Origin of the sequence: Clostridium sp. DL-VIII (assembly GCF_000230835.1) — a bacterium.
Taxonomy (GTDB): Bacteria; Bacillota; Clostridia; order Clostridiales; family Clostridiaceae; genus Clostridium.
Genome location: NZ_CM001240.1, coordinates 1,309,867 through 1,329,049 on the forward strand (window position 1 = coordinate 1,309,867; position 19,183 = coordinate 1,329,049).

Sequence of the window (19,183 nt, forward strand, 5' to 3'; positions counted from 1 at the left end):
ATCTTTACAGAATTCTAAAGAAATAGTGGTTTAAAAGTTATGTACTAGAATTAAAAAATTGTAAATTTAAAATTTTGTTATATAAAAAATGTGATAAAGGAGAGAAAATAAAATGAATTATAAAACTCAAATGGAAGCAGCAAGAAAAGGTATAGTTACTAAAGAAATGAAGGTAGTAGCTGAGAAAGAAAAAATTTCAGAAGAAAAATTAATTAAGCTTATAGCAGAGGGTAAAATAGTTATTCCAGCAAATATTAATCATAAATCACTTAGCCCAGAAGGAATCGGTGATGGACTAAGAACAAAAATAAATGTTAACTTAGGCATATCTGGAGACTCAGTGGATTATTGCAGAGAAATGGAAAAAGTAAAAATGGCAATAGACTTTGGTGCTGAAGCTATAATGGATTTAAGTAATTATGGAAAGACTCAAGAATTTAGAGAAAAACTTATTGAATATTCTCCTGCTATGATAGGAACAGTTCCAATGTATGATGCAATTGGATATCTTGAAAAGGATCTTTTAAACATAAAAGCAGAGGATTTTCTTGAAGTAGTTAGAGCTCATGCGAAGGCTGGAGTTGACTTTGTTACTATTCATGCAGGTATAAATAAGAGAACAGTTTCAATATTTAAAGAAGATAAGAGAAAGATGAACATAGTATCTCGTGGAGGATCTTTATTATTTGCCTGGATGGAGATGACAGGAAATGAAAATCCATTTTATGAGCATTATGATGAATTGCTTGAAATTCTTAGAGAGTATGATGTTACAATAAGTCTTGGCGATGCTATGAGACCAGGCTGCCTTGATGATTCAACTGATGCAGGACAAGTTACAGAACTTATAGAATTAGGGTTATTAACAAAGAGAGCTTGGGAAAAAGATGTTCAAGTTATGATTGAAGGACCTGGACATATGGCTATAAATGAAATAGCAGCAAACATGCAGATTGAAAAGAGATTATGTCATGGAGCACCATTCTATGTACTTGGACCACTTGTTACTGATATTGCCCCAGGATATGACCATATTACTTCAGCAATTGGTGGAGCTATTGCAGCAACTAATGGAGCAAACTTCTTGTGTTATGTAACACCTGCTGAACATTTAAGACTTCCAGATTTATCAGATGTTAAGGAAGGAATCATTGCTTCAAAGATTGCAGCTCATGCAGCAGATATAGCTAATGGACTTCCAGGAGCAAGAGATAGAGATAATGCAATGGCAGATGCTCGTCAAAAATTAGATTGGGAAGAGATGTTCAAGGTTGCCATAGATGGAAAGAAGGCAAGAGAATATTTTGAAAGCATACCACCAGAAGACAAACATAGCTGCTCAATGTGTGGAAAAATGTGTGCAGTAAGAACAACTAATAAAATTTTAAATGGTGAAAAAGTAGAACTTTTTGATCAAAAATAAATTTGGAGTATATAATCATGGCATATTTGAACTTGATATTTTCATTCATGTGTCTTATATGATGGAAAAAAGGATTGCTTAAAGGAGGGAGGTTAGTAAGAATTTTGATATTACTATTATTAAAGATAAATTCTTACTGAAGTTTTATGGAGAATAAATTAGTTTTAGAGATTGGGAAGTTATTAGATGAGGTTAGGAATAACAAACCTCTTGTGCATAACATAACTAATTATGTGACAGTAAATGATTGTGCTAATATTTTGCTTGCATTAGGAGCATCACCAATTATGGCAGATGATATTAAAGAAGCAGCAGATATTACTAAAATTTCATCTGCACTTGTAATAAATATTGGTACATTAAACGAAAGAACTATTGAATCAATGATTGCATCAGGAAAAAAGGCAAATGAATTAAACATACCAGTTGTTTTTGACCCAGTAGGTGCAGGGGCATCAGAATTTAGAAATGCTACCACTAAGAGAATAATAGATGAAGTTAAAATAAGTGTTTTACGTGGAAATATGTCTGAAGTAAAATTTATAGCAGGTTTACAAGCAACTACAAAAGGTGTTGATGCTTCAGAAGCTGATACAAAAGGTGGAAGTGATGAAGGCATTAATGTAGCTAAAAATTTAGCTGATAGACTTAATTGTACTGTAGCTATTACAGGTGTAATAGACATTATATCTGACGGGGAAAGAGTAGCTATACTTGAAAATGGAACAAAAATGTTATCAAATGTAACAGGAACTGGCTGCATGACAAGTGCATTAGTTGGAGCATATTGTGGTGCAGGTTCAGATTATTTCATTGCAGCTATTTCAGGAATTATTTCAATGGGAATTGCAGGAGAAATTGCATTTGAAAAGGCAGGGAATATTGGAACAGGTAGTTTTCATATTTCCATTATAGATGCGATAAGTAATTTAAATTCTGAAATAATTAAAAAAATGGCTAAAATTAAAGAATAATAAGACATTTTTTAAGTGTGTTTTAAGCGTATATCTAGTAAAATTAGATATACGCTTAAATTAAATAAAAAAATATTAATAGAGAAATGGAGTGGATTTATATATGAAACCTAAAATAGATTATAGTATCTATCTTGTAACAGATAGGGATTTAATGAGTACAGAGACTTTAGAAGAAGCTGTAGAGCAAGCTATTATTGGAGGATGTACATTAATTCAATTAAGAGAAAAAGATTGTTCATCCCTTGATTTTTATAGTACTGCTGTGAAAGTTAAAGAAATCACTGATAAATACAATGTTCCACTTATAATAAATGACAGATTAGATATTGCACTCGCAGTAGATGCAGCAGGGGTACATGTAGGTCAAAGTGATATGCCGGCAGCAATTGTAAGAAAGATAATTGGGGAAGATAAAATTATTGGAGTGTCAACAGGTTCACTAGAACAAGCTCTTAAAGCACAAAAAGATGGTGCTGATTATTTAGGTGTTGGTGCAATGTATGCAACTGGAACTAAAAAGGATGCAAATCCAACTAGTATGAAAGAGCTAAAGAAAATAAGAGAAAATGTATCTATCCCTATAGTAGTGATTGGTGGAATAAATAAAGTTACAGCTAGAGATTTTAAAGGAATTGGAATTGATGGACTTGCAATAGTTTCTGCTATTATTGCGCAAAAGGATATTGCAGAAGCTGCAAAAGAAATAAGTGAAATATTTAAGCAAATTTAAGATGTAAAATTAATAAATAAGTAGAACTTTTATAAGTAAATTTATTTTCATGCACAAGAACTCTAATCATTTCTTAGAAAAAGATGTATAATATTTTTATGTGTAGAAAACATACTAGGAGGGATTTTATATGAAGATATTAGAATTAAAAAAGGATTTATACTGGACAGGTGTTTTAGATCCTAATTTAAAAGTATTTGATATTGTAATGGAGACAGAATTTGGAACTTCTTATAACTCGTACTTACTTAAAACAAATGAAAGCGTGGTTTTATTTGAAACAGCAAAGGCTAAGTTTTTCGATGAATATTTAGAAGCATTGAATAAATTAGTCGATATTAAAGACATTGAATATATTGTTGTGAATCATACAGAACCAGATCATGCAGGCAGTGTAGAAAAACTTGTTGATATAAATCCTAATATTAAAGTTATTGGGACTCAAGTTGCTATAGGTTTTCTAAAAAACATTGTAAACCATGAATTTAACAGTATAATTGTAAAGGAAAATGAAACTTTAAAATTAGGAAATAAAACTCTACGTTTTATGATGCTTCCTAATTTACATTGGCCTGATACAATGTATACATATATTGAAGAAGATAAAACATTAGTTACTTGTGATTCTTTTGGAGCTCATTATAGCTTTGATGAAATTTTATTAAGTAAGGTTACAGATAATGAGGGATACCTAAGAGCTCTTAAATATTACTTTGACTGCATAATTGGACCTTTTAAAAATCCGTTTATGTCAAAAGCCTTAGAGAGAATTAAAGATTTAGAAATTGATATGATATGCACAGGTCATGGGCCAGTACTTGACTCTCGAATAGACGAAATTATGGAATATTACAAGAAGTGGTGTAATGTTGTTAATCCAAATCCTAAGAAGACAGTAATTATACCATATGTAAGTGCTTATGGATATACAAAGGAATTAGCTTATGAAATTACTAAAGGAATTCAAGAAAGTGGAGATATTGATGTAAGGCTTTATGACATGGTAGAAGCAGATCAAGCTAAGGTACTTGAGGAACTTGAATTTGCTGATGGTATTTTATTTGGAACTCCTACAATAGTAGGTGAGGCATTAAAACCTATTTGGGATTTAACAACATCAATTTTTGCAAGAACTCATTGTAATAAATTTGCCAGTGCTTTTGGAAGCTATGGATGGAGCGGGGAAGCAGTTCCACATATCATAGAAAGATTAAAGCAGCTTAGAATGAGAGTTGTTGATGATGGACTTCGTATAAAATTTAAACCAAGTGAGGATGACTTGAAACAAGCTTTTGACTATGGTTATAATTTTGGATGTGTTATGCAAAATAAAGAGAATCTAAGAAAAGATAAATAAAAGAATAATTGTATATTACGAAGAAGTTAAAAAAATATATTGAAATATTAAAATTAGGGCTTGATTTACAAGCCCTAATTTTAATATTTCAAGGAAAATTACAACATTTATGATTAAATTACTCTTATAATCAAGAAGTTACCTTTTCATTTTAGCCGTCAATCTTAAATTGATTATTGACTTAGAGTATGCTCTAAATAATATACTAAAAATAATTTAAAAAATTTTAAAATGGTTAATATTTTTTAAAGTAAAAAATCAAAATAAGTATTAGAAGATAGGAAGTGTGTTTACTGATGAAAACTTTATTTGATAAAACTAGAATAGGAACTATGGAGCTAAAAAATAGATTAATTCGAGCAGCAGCAGGAGATCGATATGCTGTAAATGGTCATATGACAGAAAAGGACTTAGAAGTTTATGGGAATCTTGCTAAAGGTGGAGTAGGAGCGATAATTACTGGATATACATATATTCTTGATTCAGATATTCCAAGCGAAGGATCTTTTGGAATTTATGACGATTCATTTATACCAGAGTATAAAAAATTAACAGACATGGTACATGAATATGATTCAAAAATAATCCTTCAACTGGTTCATTATGGCTCCCATGCATCAGGGGAAATAGGAAACAAAAAAATATTGGCACCAAGTGCAGTAGCACTAGAATATAGAGGTGTAGAAATTATGCCTAAGGAAATGAGTAAAGAAGATATTAAACATATACAGAAGGCCTTTGCAGAGGCAGCAGTTCGTGCTAAAAAAGCAGGATTTGATGGTGTTGAACTTCATTCAGCTCATGGCTTTTTACTAAATCAATTTTTAACACCTTATTATAATAGAAGAACTGATGAATATGGTGGAACAATTGAAAACAGAGCAAGAATGGTTTTGGAAACTTATAGTGAAGTTAGAGAAGCAGTTGGAAACGAATATCCCATTTTTGTGAAAATAAATTGTATGGATGGTATTGATCAAGGGATAACTTATGAAGGATTAAGATATGCATGTAAAGAACTTGCTAATAAAGGTATTAATGCTATAGAAATTAGTGGAGCGTGGTATCAGTTATTTAATTCTAAAGATGAGTTTTATTTTAAAGAGTATACTGAAAAAATTGCAGCAGAGAATAAAGTTCCAGTTATATTAGTTGGAGGAAATAGAAATTTTGATTCTATGAGTAACATATTGAATGAAACAACAATCGAATATTTTGCTATGTGTAGGCCTTTGATTTCGGAGCCTGACCTAGTTAAAAGATGGGAAAGTGGAGATACTAGCAAAACTAAGTGTGTATCTTGTAATGGATGCCTTGGAAAAGGAAAGTGTATTTTGAATAAAAATTAAACTAATTCAGGATTAATTATGCCATAAATATTATATTTAGTAGGATAAATGAATGTTAATTAACCAGCTTAAAAATATAAATTAATAATATGACTATATGTTGTCAAGTTATAAATATTATAATTATCTTATAGATGGATATAACTATATCTGTAATAAATATAGAATATCGACTATATTTAAAGATAAAACTGGAGGGATAAAAATGATTACAAATAATCTGTTAATTAAGCTCAAGAACAATAACAAGGAAAGTATTGAAGAGGCTAGAAATACATTATTAAGCATGAAAGGAAAGATTGAAAGTCTTAGGGATATAAAAGTAGAGGTTGATGTACGTAAAGGAAATTATGACATCATGTTGATTACTAAATATGATTCATTAGAAGCCTTAGATGCTTACTTAATTCATCCGGTACACGTTGAAGTGGCTAAATATATTGGAAGTGTATTAGAAAGCCAAGCATCATTATGCTACGAATCTATAGATTAAGATAATAATTGCAAAATTAAAAGTGTCTGTTGAAAAACTTTAGTAAGACATCTATATGTAAGATTAAAACCTAACGTCTACAATCAAAATAACTTAATAAAGTGGAGGCCTTGAATTTTAGCAGAATATATTTTCAATTTAAGATTGCTTAATATATTCTGCTATTTTTTGTGGTTTAATTGTAAGTAAATTGAAGATAGAAAAAAGTTTTTTATTCATGAATATAAAGGAACGTATGAAATTAATGACGTTTAAATCTATTGTTGGAGGATTGATGGCCATTACAGCTACAATAATACACGAATTTTTAATATAATTATTTATATACTTTAGAATTTTATAATTAATAATTTAAAAAATATATAAAAGTGAAGTTAGGAGCATTAAGTATGAAGAAAAATTTAACAATTGTATTAGCACCGGATTCTTTTAAAGAAAGTATGACAGCTAAAGAAGCCTGTGAGGCTATGGAAAGAGGAATAAAAAAAATAAATAGTAATATCAATTGTATACATGTGCCTATGGCTGATGGAGGAGAAGGAACAATGCAGTCCTTAGTAGATGCAACTAATGGGAAAGTATATTCTTTACAGGTTATCGGACCGCTTGGAAATAAGGTGGAAGCGCAGTATGGAATTTTAGGAGCTGGAGACGTAGGAGTATTGGAAATGGCTAGTGCAAGTGGAATACAGTTAGTTCCAGCAGAAAAAAGAAATCCACTGTTGACTACAACTTATGGTACTGGTCAGCTTATAAAGACTTGTTTAGATCATGGAGTGAAGAAATTACTAATAGGTATTGGAGGAAGTGCCACTAATGATGGGGGAGCAGGAGTTATTCAAGCGCTTGGCGGAAAATTGCTAGATAAACAAGGTAATGAGCTAGACTTCGGTGGTGGAGAATTAGGAAAATTAAATTGTATTGATTTATCAAACTTTGATTCTAGATTGAAAGAAGTTGTAATAGAAGTAGCTTGTGATGTTAATAATCCACTTTGTGGGAAACAAGGAGCTTCAAGTGTATTTGGTCCTCAAAAGGGGGCCACAAAAGAAATGATATCAATATTAGATGATAACTTAAAGCATTATGCAGAGGTGATTAAAAAGGATTGTGGAAAAGATGTGTTAAATGTACCAGGAGCAGGAGCTGCAGGAGGACTAGGAGCTGGGCTTATGGCATTCTTAAATGGTACTTTGAAGAAAGGTATTCAAATGGTTATAGAATATGCTGCATTAGAAGAAAAGATAAAGGATGCAGATATGGTTTGGACAGGAGAAGGAAGTATAGATTTTCAAACTCAGTATGGTAAGACTCCTTTAGGGGTTGCAACTATTGCAAAAAAATACAATAAACCAGTGATTGCACTAGCTGGAAGAATTGGCGAAGGTATAGAGAGTCTATATGAAAATGGAATAGATTCAATATTTGGTATAACTAAAGGGGCAACTTCTCTGGATGAAGCTCTAGAAAAAGGACAAGAAAATATCGAAAAGACAGCTGAAAATATAATAAGGCTTATGAATTTGTTGTAATTATTTAAAAGCTGTTTATCACAATATTCAAAGTAGATAAAGTAATATAACTTAGGATTATGGCATTGAGCTAATAAAAAGATGTTAGGCTATTTTGGTAGAAGGTAATATAAGCCAAAATAATTTTAACATTCCTTAATAAGGCGGTAATATTTTATTTGAATAAATTTCGTTAAAATATATATTGTTAATTTTTCAATAAAGGAATAAAATTATTAAATAGAGGTAAAATGGTGCTTTAGGATAAAAATTGATTGAAGGTGAAATTTATGAATGTTAGCAACATACTTGTATTATTACCTATAAATGAAAAACAAAAAATGTTAATAGAAAGTGCAGTACCTAATGCTAAGTATACATATGAAACATATGATACTGTAAATAAAAAGATAGTTCAAAGTGCTGATATAATAATTGGAAATCCACCTGCAGAAATGCTTAGTGATTCAACAAACTTGAAGTGGTTACAGTTAAATAGCGCTGGAAGTGATGCTTATATAAAGAAAGGAGTATTAAATAATGGAGTAGTGCTTACAAATGCAACAGGTGCATATGGGTTAGCAATATCTGAACATATGATAGGAGTACTTCTTCAAATATTTAAGAAACTTAATGTCTATAGAAACAATCAGAAATTACATCTTTGGCAGGATGAAGGTGAAGTTAAATCAATCTATGGTTCTAGAGTTTTGATAATTGGACTTGGAAACATTGGAGAAGAATTTGCAAAAAGAGTAAAAGCATTTGGAGCTTATACCATAGGTGTAAGAAGGTCAAACAGTAGAAAACCAGATTGTATTGATGAATTATATCTAATGGATAAAATAGATGAACTGCTTCCAACGGTAGATGTTGTTGCATTATCACTTCCTTCCACTAAAGAGACCTATAAGATGTTTTCTATGGAAAGATTAAAGTGTATGAAAAAAGGAGCTGTTCTATTAAATGTAGGAAGAGGAAATGTATTGGACACAGAAGCGCTATGCGATTTGGTGGAAAGCGGACATATTTTAGGAGCAGGGTTGGACGTAACTGATCCAGAACCACTTCCTAAAGATCATAGAATATGGGACATAGAAAATATAGTAATTACTCCACATATTTCTGGTGGATATCATATTCCAGAAACATTGGACAAGATAGTTAAAATTAGTGCAAAAAATTTAAGAAGTTTTATTAATGGAGAAAAACTTATGAATGTTGTTGATTTTTCAACAGGTTATAGAGCTTCAAATAAATAAAAAATTTAATATAGGTAATGTAAATTAAGAAGTGTCTGAAAAGGTACTTCTTAATTTTTTTACTATATATCCTTAAAATCAGGCGCTTGGACATAATTTACAATTGTAATTTCTCATAATTATGCTAAAATGGAAAATGGAAAGAAAGGGGATGTATTATGCAGATTAAAAGGAAATTTATTATGCTTGCAATTTTTATTGCTATGATAATAAGTTTATTTCCAGGAATGGAAGCAAAGGCAGATAGCAGTGATGTTAACATAATATCAAAGAGTCAAGTTACTGCTGATCAAGCTAAAAGTTGGGCAAAATCAAGAGGAGCAACAGATACATTTGTTAGTTTAGCAGAGTTGTATTTTAAATATTATTCAGATCATGGAAATATAAATCCGGCAATTGCTTATGCACAAGCGGCAAAGGAAACCAATTTTGGTAACTTTGGTGGCGTGCTGGATGAAAGTTTTCATAATCCTTGTGGGTTAAAGATAGCAGCTGGTGGATCTGATACAGATAAGGATGCTCATATAAGATTCGATAATTGGGATCAAGGCGTACAAGCTCACTTGGATCACTTAGCACTATATGCAGGAGCAGATGGATATCCAAGAGATAATACATATGACCAAAGACAATTCAGAACAATTAAAGGAGTCGCACCTACTGTAGAATCATTAGATGGAAAGTGGGCTCCAAGTGTTACATATGGTGATGAAATCAGTGCATTATATCAAGAGATGATTTTACATTCTGGAGCTAGTACAGTTACCGGCTGGACAAAATCAAATGGAAGTTGGTATTATTACAACCAAGACCATAAGATGGCAACAGGTTGGATCAAACCTGATAATAATTGGTATTATTTATATGGTGATGGAACAATGGCAACTGGCTGGCTTAAATCAGGCGAAGCATGGTATTACTTAAAAAGTAGTGGAGCTATGGCAGCAGGAAGCTGGATTACATATAATGGTAGTGCATATTATTTGGACCAAGCAGGTAAAATGCTTACTAATACTAAAATAAATGGCTTTAATATTGGAGCAGACGGCAGAAGAGAAGGCGGTAATGGCCAAATAATAGCAATAGATGCAGGTCATGATTACGGCAGTGATGGTGGAGCAGTATATACAATAAATGGTGTAACTTATAAAGAAGTAGATCTCAATATTCAAATTGCAGCTAAGTTAAAAGATGAACTTGAAAAAAAAGGTTACACTGTAGTTATGACAAGAGATGAAGGCGAGATGCCAAATTATGGTTCATTAAGTTCAAGCCTTGCGCATAGAGTTGATACAGCTAATAATACTAATGCAAATTTATTTATAAGTATACATCATAATGCTGTTGACGGTATACCAACAGCAGAGGGAGTTGAAACCTACTATAGTGTACATCCTAAAGATGCAGCATATGGAGGTGACTTAGACTCTGACAAAATAGAGAAATCTAAGGAAATTGCTCAAGCAATAAATGATAAGATTGCAAATGAAATTGGAGCAAATAATAGAGGTATTAAAAGTGATGCTAATGCGGCAGTAGGAAGTTTATTTGTTCTTAGAAATACTAAGATGCCAGGGATATTAATTGAAGTTGGATTTATTTCAAATGCAGAAGAGGCAGCAAGATGTGCAGATCCTAATAGTCAGCAAAAAATAGCAGAAGCGATTGCAGAAGGTGTTTCAGAAAACTTACATTAGACACGTTAAATAAAACAGTAGTTAGTTTTTTATATAGAAAATCTAACTATTGTTTTTTTGTTTAAGATTTTGAATATGTGGTATATACTATAACTAGTATGAATTTAAAGAAAAAGGTTACTTTTGTAAAAAAGGTTTCAAATTATATTCTTATTATTAAGTGAAAGGTAATGCAAGTATGGATATTAAACAAAAAGTTTTTTATGCTTTAAAGAAATATTATGGTTTTGACAGCCTAAGAAAAGGCCAATTTGAAATCATAAATAGCATTTTGAGTGGTAAGGATACTTTTTGTCTTATGCCAACCGGAGGCGGGAAATCTATTTGTTATCAAATACCAGCAATAATTATGCAGGGCGTAACTATAGTAATATCTCCTTTGATTTCACTTATGAAAGATCAGGTGGATAATCTGCTTGGGGTTGGAATAAAGGCAGCATATATAAACAGTACTCAAAATATGGATACAATAAAAAATATATTAATTGAAGCATCAATGGGAGAATATAAAATACTTTATATTTCACCAGAAAGGCTTGAATCTAAAATTTTCCGAGATATGATTAAAGACCTTCATATTTGCCAGATTTCAATAGATGAAGCACATTGCGTATCTCAGTGGGGACATGATTTTAGAAAGAGCTATTTGGAAATTTCACGATTTTATAGCAGTCTTAAAAATAAACCTGTAATTTCAGCTTTTACTGCAACTGCAACTGAGGAAGTAAGAGAAGATTCTATAAAACTCTTAGGATTAAATAATCCATATGTATATAAGGGCGATATTAATAGAGAAAATCTTAATATAAGTGTACTTAAAGAAATAGATAAACTGGAAACATTAAAAGATATAATACGAGAAAAAGAGGGAGAAGCAGGAATAGTCTATTGCGCATCAAGAAAGGAAGTAGACAGTTTATATTATTATTTAAAAGATTTAGGATATAATGTAGGTAAATATCATGGTGGTCTTAAGGATGAGGAAAAAGAAAGATTTCAAGAAGAATTTTTATATGAAAATATAGATATAATAATTGCAACCAATGCCTTTGGTATGGGGATTGATAAATCAAATATTAGATTTGTAATACACTTTACTCTTCCTCAAAATATAGAATCTTATTATCAGGAAATAGGCAGAGGAGGCAGAGATGGAGAAAGGTGTGACTGCTATTTATTTTATTGTGAGGCAGATATAAGCAGGGTAGAATACATAATAAACAAAAGTTCCTTAATAAGTAGAAGGGAGATTCAACTTAAAAAGTTCCAAGCTTTAATTGATTATTGTATTTTTAAAGAGTGTTATAGAAAGTATATATTAAATTATTTTGGAAATGAGCGTAAACTGAATTATTGCAATAATTGCGGCAATTGCTTAAATAATGATGAATTAAAAGACTTTACAAGAGAGAGCCAGATGATACTGGCAACAGTTTTTAGAACTAAAGAAAGATATGGAATATCAGTGCTTATAGATATTCTAAAAGGATTTAAGGGACCAAAGATAGTTCAAAATAATCTTGATAAGATAACTACATATGGATTAATGAAGGAATATGACAGCACATTTATAAAGGATTTAATTAAGAGTCTTCTAAATGAAGGCTTTGTTGATTTAAAAGAAGGTACATATTCAATGCTGAAGTTAAATGCTAGATCAATGAAACTATTAAAAAGTCAAGAAACGGTGGTATTTAAAATTCTAGATAAAAAGGAACCTCTTTTAAATAAACAACTTTTCGAAGCTTTAAAGAAGTGGAGAAAAGACAAAGCTTATAGAGAGCGCATAAAACCATATATAATATTTTCTGATACAAGCTTAGTTGCAATATCAAATAGTAAACCTCAAAATTTTGATGAATTATTAGAAATTAGAGGAGTTGGTGTTAAGAAAATCGAAGCTTATGGGAAGGAAATATTAAATATAATACAGGCATTCGGAGAGGAAGAAATGACAAAATAAGGCACATGAAAATAAATAACAGATCCAAGGTTGCCTTGAATATTTTTTATCAGGCAAGGAGGTGAATTTACCTCATAGCGAGTCTATTAGGCCAATTTGCCGATGCAGGATGATGGAAAATAGGCTGGCAAGTGGACTTGTTATTTATTTGATTGTGCCTAAAAGAACATATGGTGATTTATGAATATATAAATAGAATTGAAAATATGTTAAAATTAATATAAGCTTATAACATATAAGAAAATAGTCAATAATTAGATTAATTTATTATTGGCTATATATTTTTTGCTCGAAAACACATTGGCAAGTTATAAGTGTATCTAAATTAAGACAAGTATAGAGATTTAGATTAAAAGCGTTACTGTAAAAGGAGTTTAATTAATGAAATATTTCAATGAAAGTATACAATCTGTTTTAAAAGATTTAGATGTCAATTTAGAAAGCGGCTTAGAAGAAACAGAAGTTGAAAAAAGAAATCAGACATATGGAAAAAATGAATTTACAACTAGAGAAGAGGGCAGCATATTTGAAGATATAAAGGGCGCTTTGCTAGAACCAATGATGCTTATTCTTTTAGTTGCAGCTTTGGTAAGTGCAATTATTGGTGAGGTTTATGATTCTATTGGCATTGTATGTGCTGTAGCCATAGGAATAACAATTGGTATAATCACAGAAGGAAAATCAAAGAAAGCTGCTGAAGCTTTAGCTAAAATGACAGAAGATATTGTTGTGAAAGTATTGAGAAATTCTACTGTAGTACAAATAAGCAAAAGTGATTTGATACCAGGAGACCTTGTTTATCTTGAAACTGGAGATATGATTCCAGCAGATGGCCGGTTTATTGAAACTATAGATTTAAAGGTCAGAGAAGATATGTTAACTGGAGAATCTGATGATGTAAAAAAAGATGCTAAGGCCATAATTCAGATGGAAGAAATAAAAATAAGCGGAAATAAAAAGGCTCAAGATCCAATTCCTGCAAAACAGGTTAACATGGGCTTTTGCGGAACTCTAATTGCTTATGGTAAAGCAATGATGGTAGTAACAAGTATTGGTGATAATACTGAAATGGGTAAAATTGCAGAAGAACTTCAAAGACAGGAAGAAGAAACCCCTCTTCAAAGAAAATTGGGTGACTTTGGGAAAGTAATCACTCAAATATCTAGCGTTATAGCAGCAATACTATTTATATTTATGGTAGTAAAGATGATGTTGTCAGATAAATTAAATATTGATACATCTGGAATAATACCTTTTTTAGATTCAATAGATCCAGTTAAAACTGCATTTATAGTATGTATTGCCTTAATAGTTGCAGCTGTGCCTGAGGGGCTGCCAACAATGATTAACATGACTTTAGCAATTACAATGCAGAAAATGGCTAAAATTAATGCATTGGTAACTAAGAAAGAAGCATGTGAGACAATAGGTTCTGTCAGTGTGATTTGTTCGGACAAAACAGGAACTCTAACACAAAATAGAATGACTGTAGAAAATCTTTATTTGAATGGAAGATTTCTAGAAGATAAAAAGGAGATAGATGAATATTTCATAAAAAATTGTCTTATTAATTCCACTGCTCATATTAATTTTGAAAATGGAAAGTTCAATTATTTAGGAAATTCAACAGAATGTGCATTGCTTTCATATTTGCAGGAATATGATTATCAAGATGAAAGAAAAGAAAATAAAATAATTCATCAGATACCATTTAGTTCTAAGAGCAAATTTATGGCAACAGTAGTAAAGATAAATAAAGATGAAGTAGTGCTTGCTAAAGGTGCTCCAGAAGTAATATTATCTAATGCTACTCATGAAATTTTAAATGGTAGTCAAAAAGAGTTAACAAAAGAAAGAAAAAATGAAATTATGCAGGATATACAGAAGCTTCAAGCTAAGTCAATGAGGATTTTAGGCTTTGGATTTAGAATTATAGACGAGGTAGAAGCGGAAGCTGCTGTTACTAGTGAAATAAGTATTTTAAGACAAGTGGAATCAGGTAAGGAAACAAGTGGATTAATATTTAGCGGCTTTGTAGCAATAAAAGATCCATTAAGACCGGATGTAGCTAATGCTATTTTGATAGCTAAGAATGCTGGCGTTGAAACTAAGATGTTAACTGGTGATAATATAAATACAGCAGTTGCAATAGGAAATGAGCTCGGAATGCTTAAAAATGGAATGAAAGCAGTGGAAGCAACATATATTGATACCTTAAGTGATAAAGAGTTGCAAAATGAAATTAAAAATATAGCAATTGTAGCTAGAAGTAAGCCAGAAACAAAGATGAGAATTGTAGAAGCACTCCAAAATAACGGGGAAGTAGTTGGAGTTACAGGAGATGGAATAAATGATGCACCAGCATTAACGAAAGCAGATGTTGGTATAGCAATGGGAATTTCGGGTTCAGAAGTTTCTAAAAATGCAGCTGATATAATTTTAACAGATGATAACTTTGCCACAATTATTCATGGTATAGAGTGGGGAAGAGGAGTATATGAAAACTTCCAAAGATTTATACAGTTTCAGTTAACAGTAAATATAATTGCATTTTTAATCGCGATTATATCACAAATTTTAAACTTTGATATGCCATTTACTACAATTCAGTTATTGTGGATTAATATAATAATGGACGGACCACCAGCATTAGTTTTAGGATTAGAACCTATAAGAAATAATGTGTTTAATAAAAAGCCAGTAGCCAGAAATTCAAGTATAATCACCAAAACCATGATTACAAGCATATTGTTTAATGCTATATATGTTACATTGGTTTTATTTATTCAAATGAAATTTAATGTTTTAGGTGCATCTAAAGAGAAGATTGGGTCAGCAAGTGAAATGGAAACTGTTTTATTTGGATTATTTGCGTTTAATGCATTATTTAATGCTTTCAATTGTAGAGAATTTGGTATAGATAGTATATTACCTAATTTTTTAAAGAATACTACAGCTATTAAGACAATTTTAATTACAGGAATAGCACAAATCATATTCACTCAGTTTTTCACCACATTTTTCAATTCTGTGACATTATCATTATTAATGTGGATTAAAGTAGTAGCGTTATCACTTTTAATAATAATATTGAATGAAGTTATAAAATTTATTCTAAGATTCACGAAAATGATTAAAAAAAATAATGAATGTTAATATTATAAAAAAGGATATTGTGTTATTTTAAAGTTAATACTGTAAAAATAACCTTAATTTTAACAAATATTTGTTTAAACAAAGTTAATAGTGTGATAATATATGAAATGAGGAGAAGAAAGCAAAAAGGGTGGTGAAGAAATGCTTGAGGAATATAATTATGATATGTATCAGGATATTATAAACAGTATGGTAGCTACATTAGAAGCTAAGGACTTTTATACATATGGTCATTCAACTAGAGTGGCGGAAATGGCATATACTCTAGGAAAAATTTTGGGAATGACAGAAAAGGAATTAAAGCTGATACACATTGCGGGAGATTTGCATGATATCGGAAAAATTGGAGTGCCCGATAGTGTTTTAAATAAGCCAGGAAAACTGGAATTTAATGAATGGGAATTAATGAAAAAGCACCCTTTCATAGGATACACTATACTTAGTAAAGCAAGTACTTTTAAGGATATTTCTGAAGTGGTCTTATATCATCATGAAAGATGGGATGGAAGTGGATATCCCAAAGGGTTAAAAGAAGAGGAAATACCATTAGCGTCAAGGATACTAGCAGTCTGTGACTCTGTAGATGCAATGAAGAGTGATAGACCATATAGGAAGTCAATAAGTGATGATATATGCAGAGAGGAAATAAATAAAAATAAAGGTATAATGTATGATTCTCAAATAGCAGAATGTATGCTTAAAAATTGGGATAATGTGGTGAATAAGCTTTACAACTAGAATTGTAACTATAATATAGATTTATCTATATTATAGTTACAATTTTTTACAATAAAGAAGAATTATTAGAGTTTAGTTTTCGACTATAATTGAAAGTATATTTATTAATAAAATAGACTTAAAAATAAGGTAAATTACCGCCTGTCAGAAAGTTATATATTTCAATTCTATTTAGATAAACATCACCTATTAAGCCGTGAGTTCTATGAAATTTATTATAATTATGAAAATCTGAACCCGCTGTATAAAGTAAATTTTTATTTTTTGCTATTTCTAAAAAATATTCAGTATCTTCAGTTTTGTTACTAAAATATTTAGCTTCGAGACCATCAAGGTTCATTTTTATAATTTCTTTGAAATCAGATCTATTTAAAAGCACAGGATGTGCTAGGATAACTACTGCACCAAAAAATTTCAGAATTTCTATTCCATTTTCTACACATAATTTATCGTTTCTATTATCAAAAGGCATATGAGCTTCAAATAAGTACTTAATCTTAGAAATTTTATGTTTTTTTATATTTTGTAATATTTTTGTTAGAAGTTCGTTTTTGTAACTATTATCTTTAAAATATCCTAAAATATGAACTTTAGATTTTTTATAAACAGTTGAAAGTTCAACTCCTGGAATTACCTTAATACCAAGTTTATAGCCTTCTAAAATAGCTTCATCTATGCCATCTGTGTTATTATGATCAGTTAAAGCAATAATGTCTACATTTTTTTTCTTAGCCATCATCACTATTTCTTTAGGGGTACATCCTCCATCTGAAAAGGTTGAGTGAATATGAAAATCACCTTTATTATACATCACAAATCCTCATTAATATTATCTAATGTTTAGTATATGATTTTATATATAAATTGTTAAAAGTCTTCATTACAGATAAGGATTAGTAGTAAAAACATTGTATTTTAAAATAATATAAATATAATGTTAATTTAGAGTTAATCAATGAAATAATCTATTATGAACCATTGAAAAATGGCGGATATGTGTTAAAATTAAAATATGAGACCTAATAAAAGAATATAAATGAAAACGTTTAATAAAGAAGGATGATAATTGTAGTAACTACTAAGTACAAAAGAAGAGGAGAAAAGCTATGAAAAAAGCTGTATCGAGAAGAATCATTAATGTATGTATTGCAACAGCAACAATTACTGCACTATTACCGTTTAGAGCATCTGCACAGTGGTATCAAAATTCTGATAGAACATGGAGCTATCTAGATGAAAATACTAAGGTTAAAGGATGGAAAAATGTTTCAGGAATATGGTATTACTTAAACACAAATGGGATAATGCAAACAGGCTGGGTTTCTGATAGTGGGAATTGGTATTATTTGAATTCGGCTGGGGAAATGAAAACAGGATGGATTATGGATAACGAAAAGTGGTATTATCTAAACTATTCTGGAGTTATGCAAACGGGATGGATAAGAGATGATGGAAAATGGTATTACGCAGATAGCAATGGAGTAATGGAAACAGGAACTGTAAATATTTCAGATAAGCTATATTGCTTTAATGAATCTGGTGAATTACAGCAAACAAAGGATTACTTAGCAGAAAGCAGTAAGATTGCAGCAGATAGTAGTGCGGTAGATGTAAGTGGCTTGCCACAATTGCCAAACAATTATTCTATAAGTGTACAAGCTTCTGCTGAAAGTCAAATTCTTGAATTAATGAATGAGAAAAGAACAGAAGCTGGATTACAACCATTAATGCTAGATAATACATTAGTACAGATTGCCAGGTATAAAAGTGATCATATGATACAATATAATTATTTTGACCATACTACTCCAGAAGGAAATAATTGGACAAGCTGGCTAGATGCAATAGGTTATAAGTATATGTCCACGGGTGAAAATATAGCATATAATAATTATGATCCTGTTGAATTATTTAATCAATGGTGGAATTCACCAGAGCATAAGGCAAATATGATGAAACCTTCTTATAATAAAGTTGGAATAGGCGTTATTAACGGAAACGGAAAATGTATGGGAACACAAACATTTTCTAACTAACAGCATACATATCCAACTTTAAGTTTAGAGGTATGAGATAACTAACCGAAAGGACAGGTACTCTATTATTTCGGTTACTTAAGAGAATTAGTTGTGGATTTCTAACATCAAAAGTTGCACCATTTTAGCATGTTCCCAAGACAAGCTTGTGACAAGCAAAAATGGAACAACTTCTGATGAAGAAATACCTACAACAAATTCTCTAATGTAACACTGCATAAAAGAGTACCTGTCCTTTCTGGTATGGTATATATTTTAACTTATAAGTCCATTTCTTAAGATATATCTATATAGATAATATTTAGCTTATGTAGATTATGAAGAATTATAATAGTTACAAGTGACAATAAGTAAGCAGTTAGGAAGGAATCTCAAATATAAGATTTGAAAACTCATTTTTTCATAAAAGAGATTTTACTCTTAGCTTATAACTTACTATTTATCACTTGTAACTATTTTTGTCATTGACTTAACTTAGACGAAGGAGCAAT

General features: G+C 30.7%; 15 protein-coding genes. 13 read left to right on the plus strand and 2 right to left on the minus strand.

Going from position 1 to position 19,183, the window contains the following annotated elements:
• Positions 1-112: 112 nt before the first annotated feature.
• The 12 genes from thiC to CDLVIII_RS06020 all read left to right on the plus strand — a co-directional run bounded on the left by thiC (position 113) and on the right by CDLVIII_RS06020 (position 16,656).
• Positions 113-1,423, plus strand: a complete 1,311-nt coding sequence (thiC, locus tag CDLVIII_RS05965) for a phosphomethylpyrimidine synthase ThiC (RefSeq protein ID WP_009168531.1) — start codon at positions 113-115, stop codon at positions 1,421-1,423.
• 146 nt (positions 1,424-1,569) lie between these two features.
• Positions 1,570-2,397: a hydroxyethylthiazole kinase gene (thiM, locus tag CDLVIII_RS05970; protein WP_009168532.1), complete on the plus strand. Its 828-nt coding sequence runs from the start codon at positions 1,570-1,572 to the stop codon at positions 2,395-2,397.
• Between the two features lie 103 nt (positions 2,398-2,500).
• Positions 2,501-3,130, plus strand: a complete 630-nt coding sequence (gene thiE, locus CDLVIII_RS05975) for a thiamine phosphate synthase (RefSeq protein WP_009168533.1) — start codon at positions 2,501-2,503, stop codon at positions 3,128-3,130.
• 130 nt (positions 3,131-3,260) lie between these two features.
• The gene (locus CDLVIII_RS05980) at positions 3,261-4,487 is read left to right on the plus strand and encodes an FprA family A-type flavoprotein (RefSeq protein ID WP_009168534.1); all 1,227 of its coding nucleotides are present in this window, start codon (positions 3,261-3,263) and stop codon (positions 4,485-4,487) included.
• A 296-nt stretch (positions 4,488-4,783) separates the two neighbouring features.
• Entirely contained in the window at positions 4,784-5,836 is a 1,053-nt protein-coding gene (locus CDLVIII_RS05985) for an NADH:flavin oxidoreductase (protein WP_009168535.1), read from the plus strand.
• Positions 5,837-6,041: 205 nt separating this feature from the next.
• The gene (locus tag CDLVIII_RS05990) at positions 6,042-6,329 is read left to right on the plus strand and encodes a Dabb family protein (protein ID WP_009168536.1); all 288 of its coding nucleotides are present in this window, start codon (positions 6,042-6,044) and stop codon (positions 6,327-6,329) included.
• A 389-nt stretch (positions 6,330-6,718) separates the two neighbouring features.
• Positions 6,719-7,861, plus strand: a complete 1,143-nt coding sequence (locus CDLVIII_RS05995; RefSeq protein WP_009168537.1) for a glycerate kinase — start codon at positions 6,719-6,721, stop codon at positions 7,859-7,861.
• Between the two features lie 269 nt (positions 7,862-8,130).
• A complete protein-coding gene (locus CDLVIII_RS06000) occupies positions 8,131-9,102 on the plus strand; it encodes a D-2-hydroxyacid dehydrogenase (RefSeq protein WP_009168538.1) in 972 nt (323 codons plus the stop codon).
• Positions 9,103-9,260: 158 nt separating this feature from the next.
• Positions 9,261-10,799 (plus strand): N-acetylmuramoyl-L-alanine amidase, encoded by a 1,539-nt coding sequence (locus CDLVIII_RS06005; RefSeq protein WP_035301681.1) that lies wholly within the window; start codon positions 9,261-9,263, stop codon positions 10,797-10,799.
• Between the two features lie 178 nt (positions 10,800-10,977).
• Positions 10,978-12,762: a DNA helicase RecQ gene (gene recQ, locus CDLVIII_RS06010; RefSeq protein ID WP_009168540.1), complete on the plus strand. Its 1,785-nt coding sequence runs from the start codon at positions 10,978-10,980 to the stop codon at positions 12,760-12,762.
• Positions 12,763-13,143: 381 nt separating this feature from the next.
• The gene (locus CDLVIII_RS06015) at positions 13,144-15,918 is read left to right on the plus strand and encodes a calcium-translocating P-type ATPase, PMCA-type (RefSeq protein WP_009168541.1); all 2,775 of its coding nucleotides are present in this window, start codon (positions 13,144-13,146) and stop codon (positions 15,916-15,918) included.
• A 141-nt stretch (positions 15,919-16,059) separates the two neighbouring features.
• Complete coding sequence (locus tag CDLVIII_RS06020; RefSeq protein WP_009168542.1) at positions 16,060-16,656, plus strand: HD-GYP domain-containing protein; 597 nt, start codon at positions 16,060-16,062, stop codon at positions 16,654-16,656.
• A gap of 118 nt (positions 16,657-16,774) precedes the next feature.
• Here the strand turns inward: CDLVIII_RS06020 and CDLVIII_RS06025 are convergent, their stop codons facing one another.
• Entirely contained in the window at positions 16,775-17,467 is a 693-nt protein-coding gene (locus CDLVIII_RS06025; protein ID WP_009168543.1) for a PHP domain-containing protein, read from the minus strand.
• Positions 17,468-17,762: 295 nt separating this feature from the next.
• Between CDLVIII_RS06025 and CDLVIII_RS06030 the strand changes: the two genes are divergently transcribed.
• Complete coding sequence (locus CDLVIII_RS06030; protein ID WP_009168544.1) at positions 17,763-18,692, plus strand: CAP domain-containing protein; 930 nt, start codon at positions 17,763-17,765, stop codon at positions 18,690-18,692.
• Between the two features lie 87 nt (positions 18,693-18,779).
• Here CDLVIII_RS06030 and CDLVIII_RS32465 read toward each other — a convergent pair whose 3' ends face one another.
• Complete coding sequence (locus tag CDLVIII_RS32465) at positions 18,780-18,911, minus strand: hypothetical protein (RefSeq protein ID WP_278245899.1); 132 nt, start codon at positions 18,909-18,911, stop codon at positions 18,780-18,782.
• Positions 18,912-19,183 lie beyond the last annotated feature (272 nt).

Excerpts from the sequence above, each read along its gene's own strand:
- thiC (WP_009168531.1), top strand. The coding sequence starts at position 113 with ATGAATTATAAAACTCAAATGGAAGCAGCAAGAAAAGGTATAGTTACT.
- thiM (WP_009168532.1), top strand. The coding sequence starts at position 1,570 with ATGGAGAATAAATTAGTTTTAGAGATTGGGAAGTTATTAGATGAGGTT.
- thiE (WP_009168533.1), top strand. The coding sequence starts at position 2,501 with ATGAAACCTAAAATAGATTATAGTATCTATCTTGTAACAGATAGGGAT.
- CDLVIII_RS05980 (WP_009168534.1), top strand. The coding sequence starts at position 3,261 with ATGAAGATATTAGAATTAAAAAAGGATTTATACTGGACAGGTGTTTTA.
- CDLVIII_RS05985 (WP_009168535.1), top strand. The coding sequence starts at position 4,784 with ATGAAAACTTTATTTGATAAAACTAGAATAGGAACTATGGAGCTAAAA.
- CDLVIII_RS05990 (WP_009168536.1), top strand. The coding sequence starts at position 6,042 with ATGATTACAAATAATCTGTTAATTAAGCTCAAGAACAATAACAAGGAA.
- CDLVIII_RS05995 (WP_009168537.1), top strand. The coding sequence starts at position 6,719 with ATGAAGAAAAATTTAACAATTGTATTAGCACCGGATTCTTTTAAAGAA.
- CDLVIII_RS06000 (WP_009168538.1), top strand. The coding sequence starts at position 8,131 with ATGAATGTTAGCAACATACTTGTATTATTACCTATAAATGAAAAACAA.
- CDLVIII_RS06005 (WP_035301681.1), top strand. The coding sequence starts at position 9,261 with ATGCAGATTAAAAGGAAATTTATTATGCTTGCAATTTTTATTGCTATG.
- recQ (WP_009168540.1), top strand. The coding sequence starts at position 10,978 with ATGGATATTAAACAAAAAGTTTTTTATGCTTTAAAGAAATATTATGGT.
- CDLVIII_RS06015 (WP_009168541.1), top strand. The coding sequence starts at position 13,144 with ATGAAATATTTCAATGAAAGTATACAATCTGTTTTAAAAGATTTAGAT.
- CDLVIII_RS06020 (WP_009168542.1), top strand. The coding sequence starts at position 16,060 with ATGCTTGAGGAATATAATTATGATATGTATCAGGATATTATAAACAGT.
- CDLVIII_RS06025 (WP_009168543.1), bottom strand. The coding sequence starts at position 17,467 with ATGTATAATAAAGGTGATTTTCATATTCACTCAACCTTTTCAGATGGA.
- CDLVIII_RS06030 (WP_009168544.1), top strand. The coding sequence starts at position 17,763 with ATGAAAAAAGCTGTATCGAGAAGAATCATTAATGTATGTATTGCAACA.
- CDLVIII_RS32465 (WP_278245899.1), bottom strand. The coding sequence starts at position 18,911 with ATGCAGTGTTACATTAGAGAATTTGTTGTAGGTATTTCTTCATCAGAA.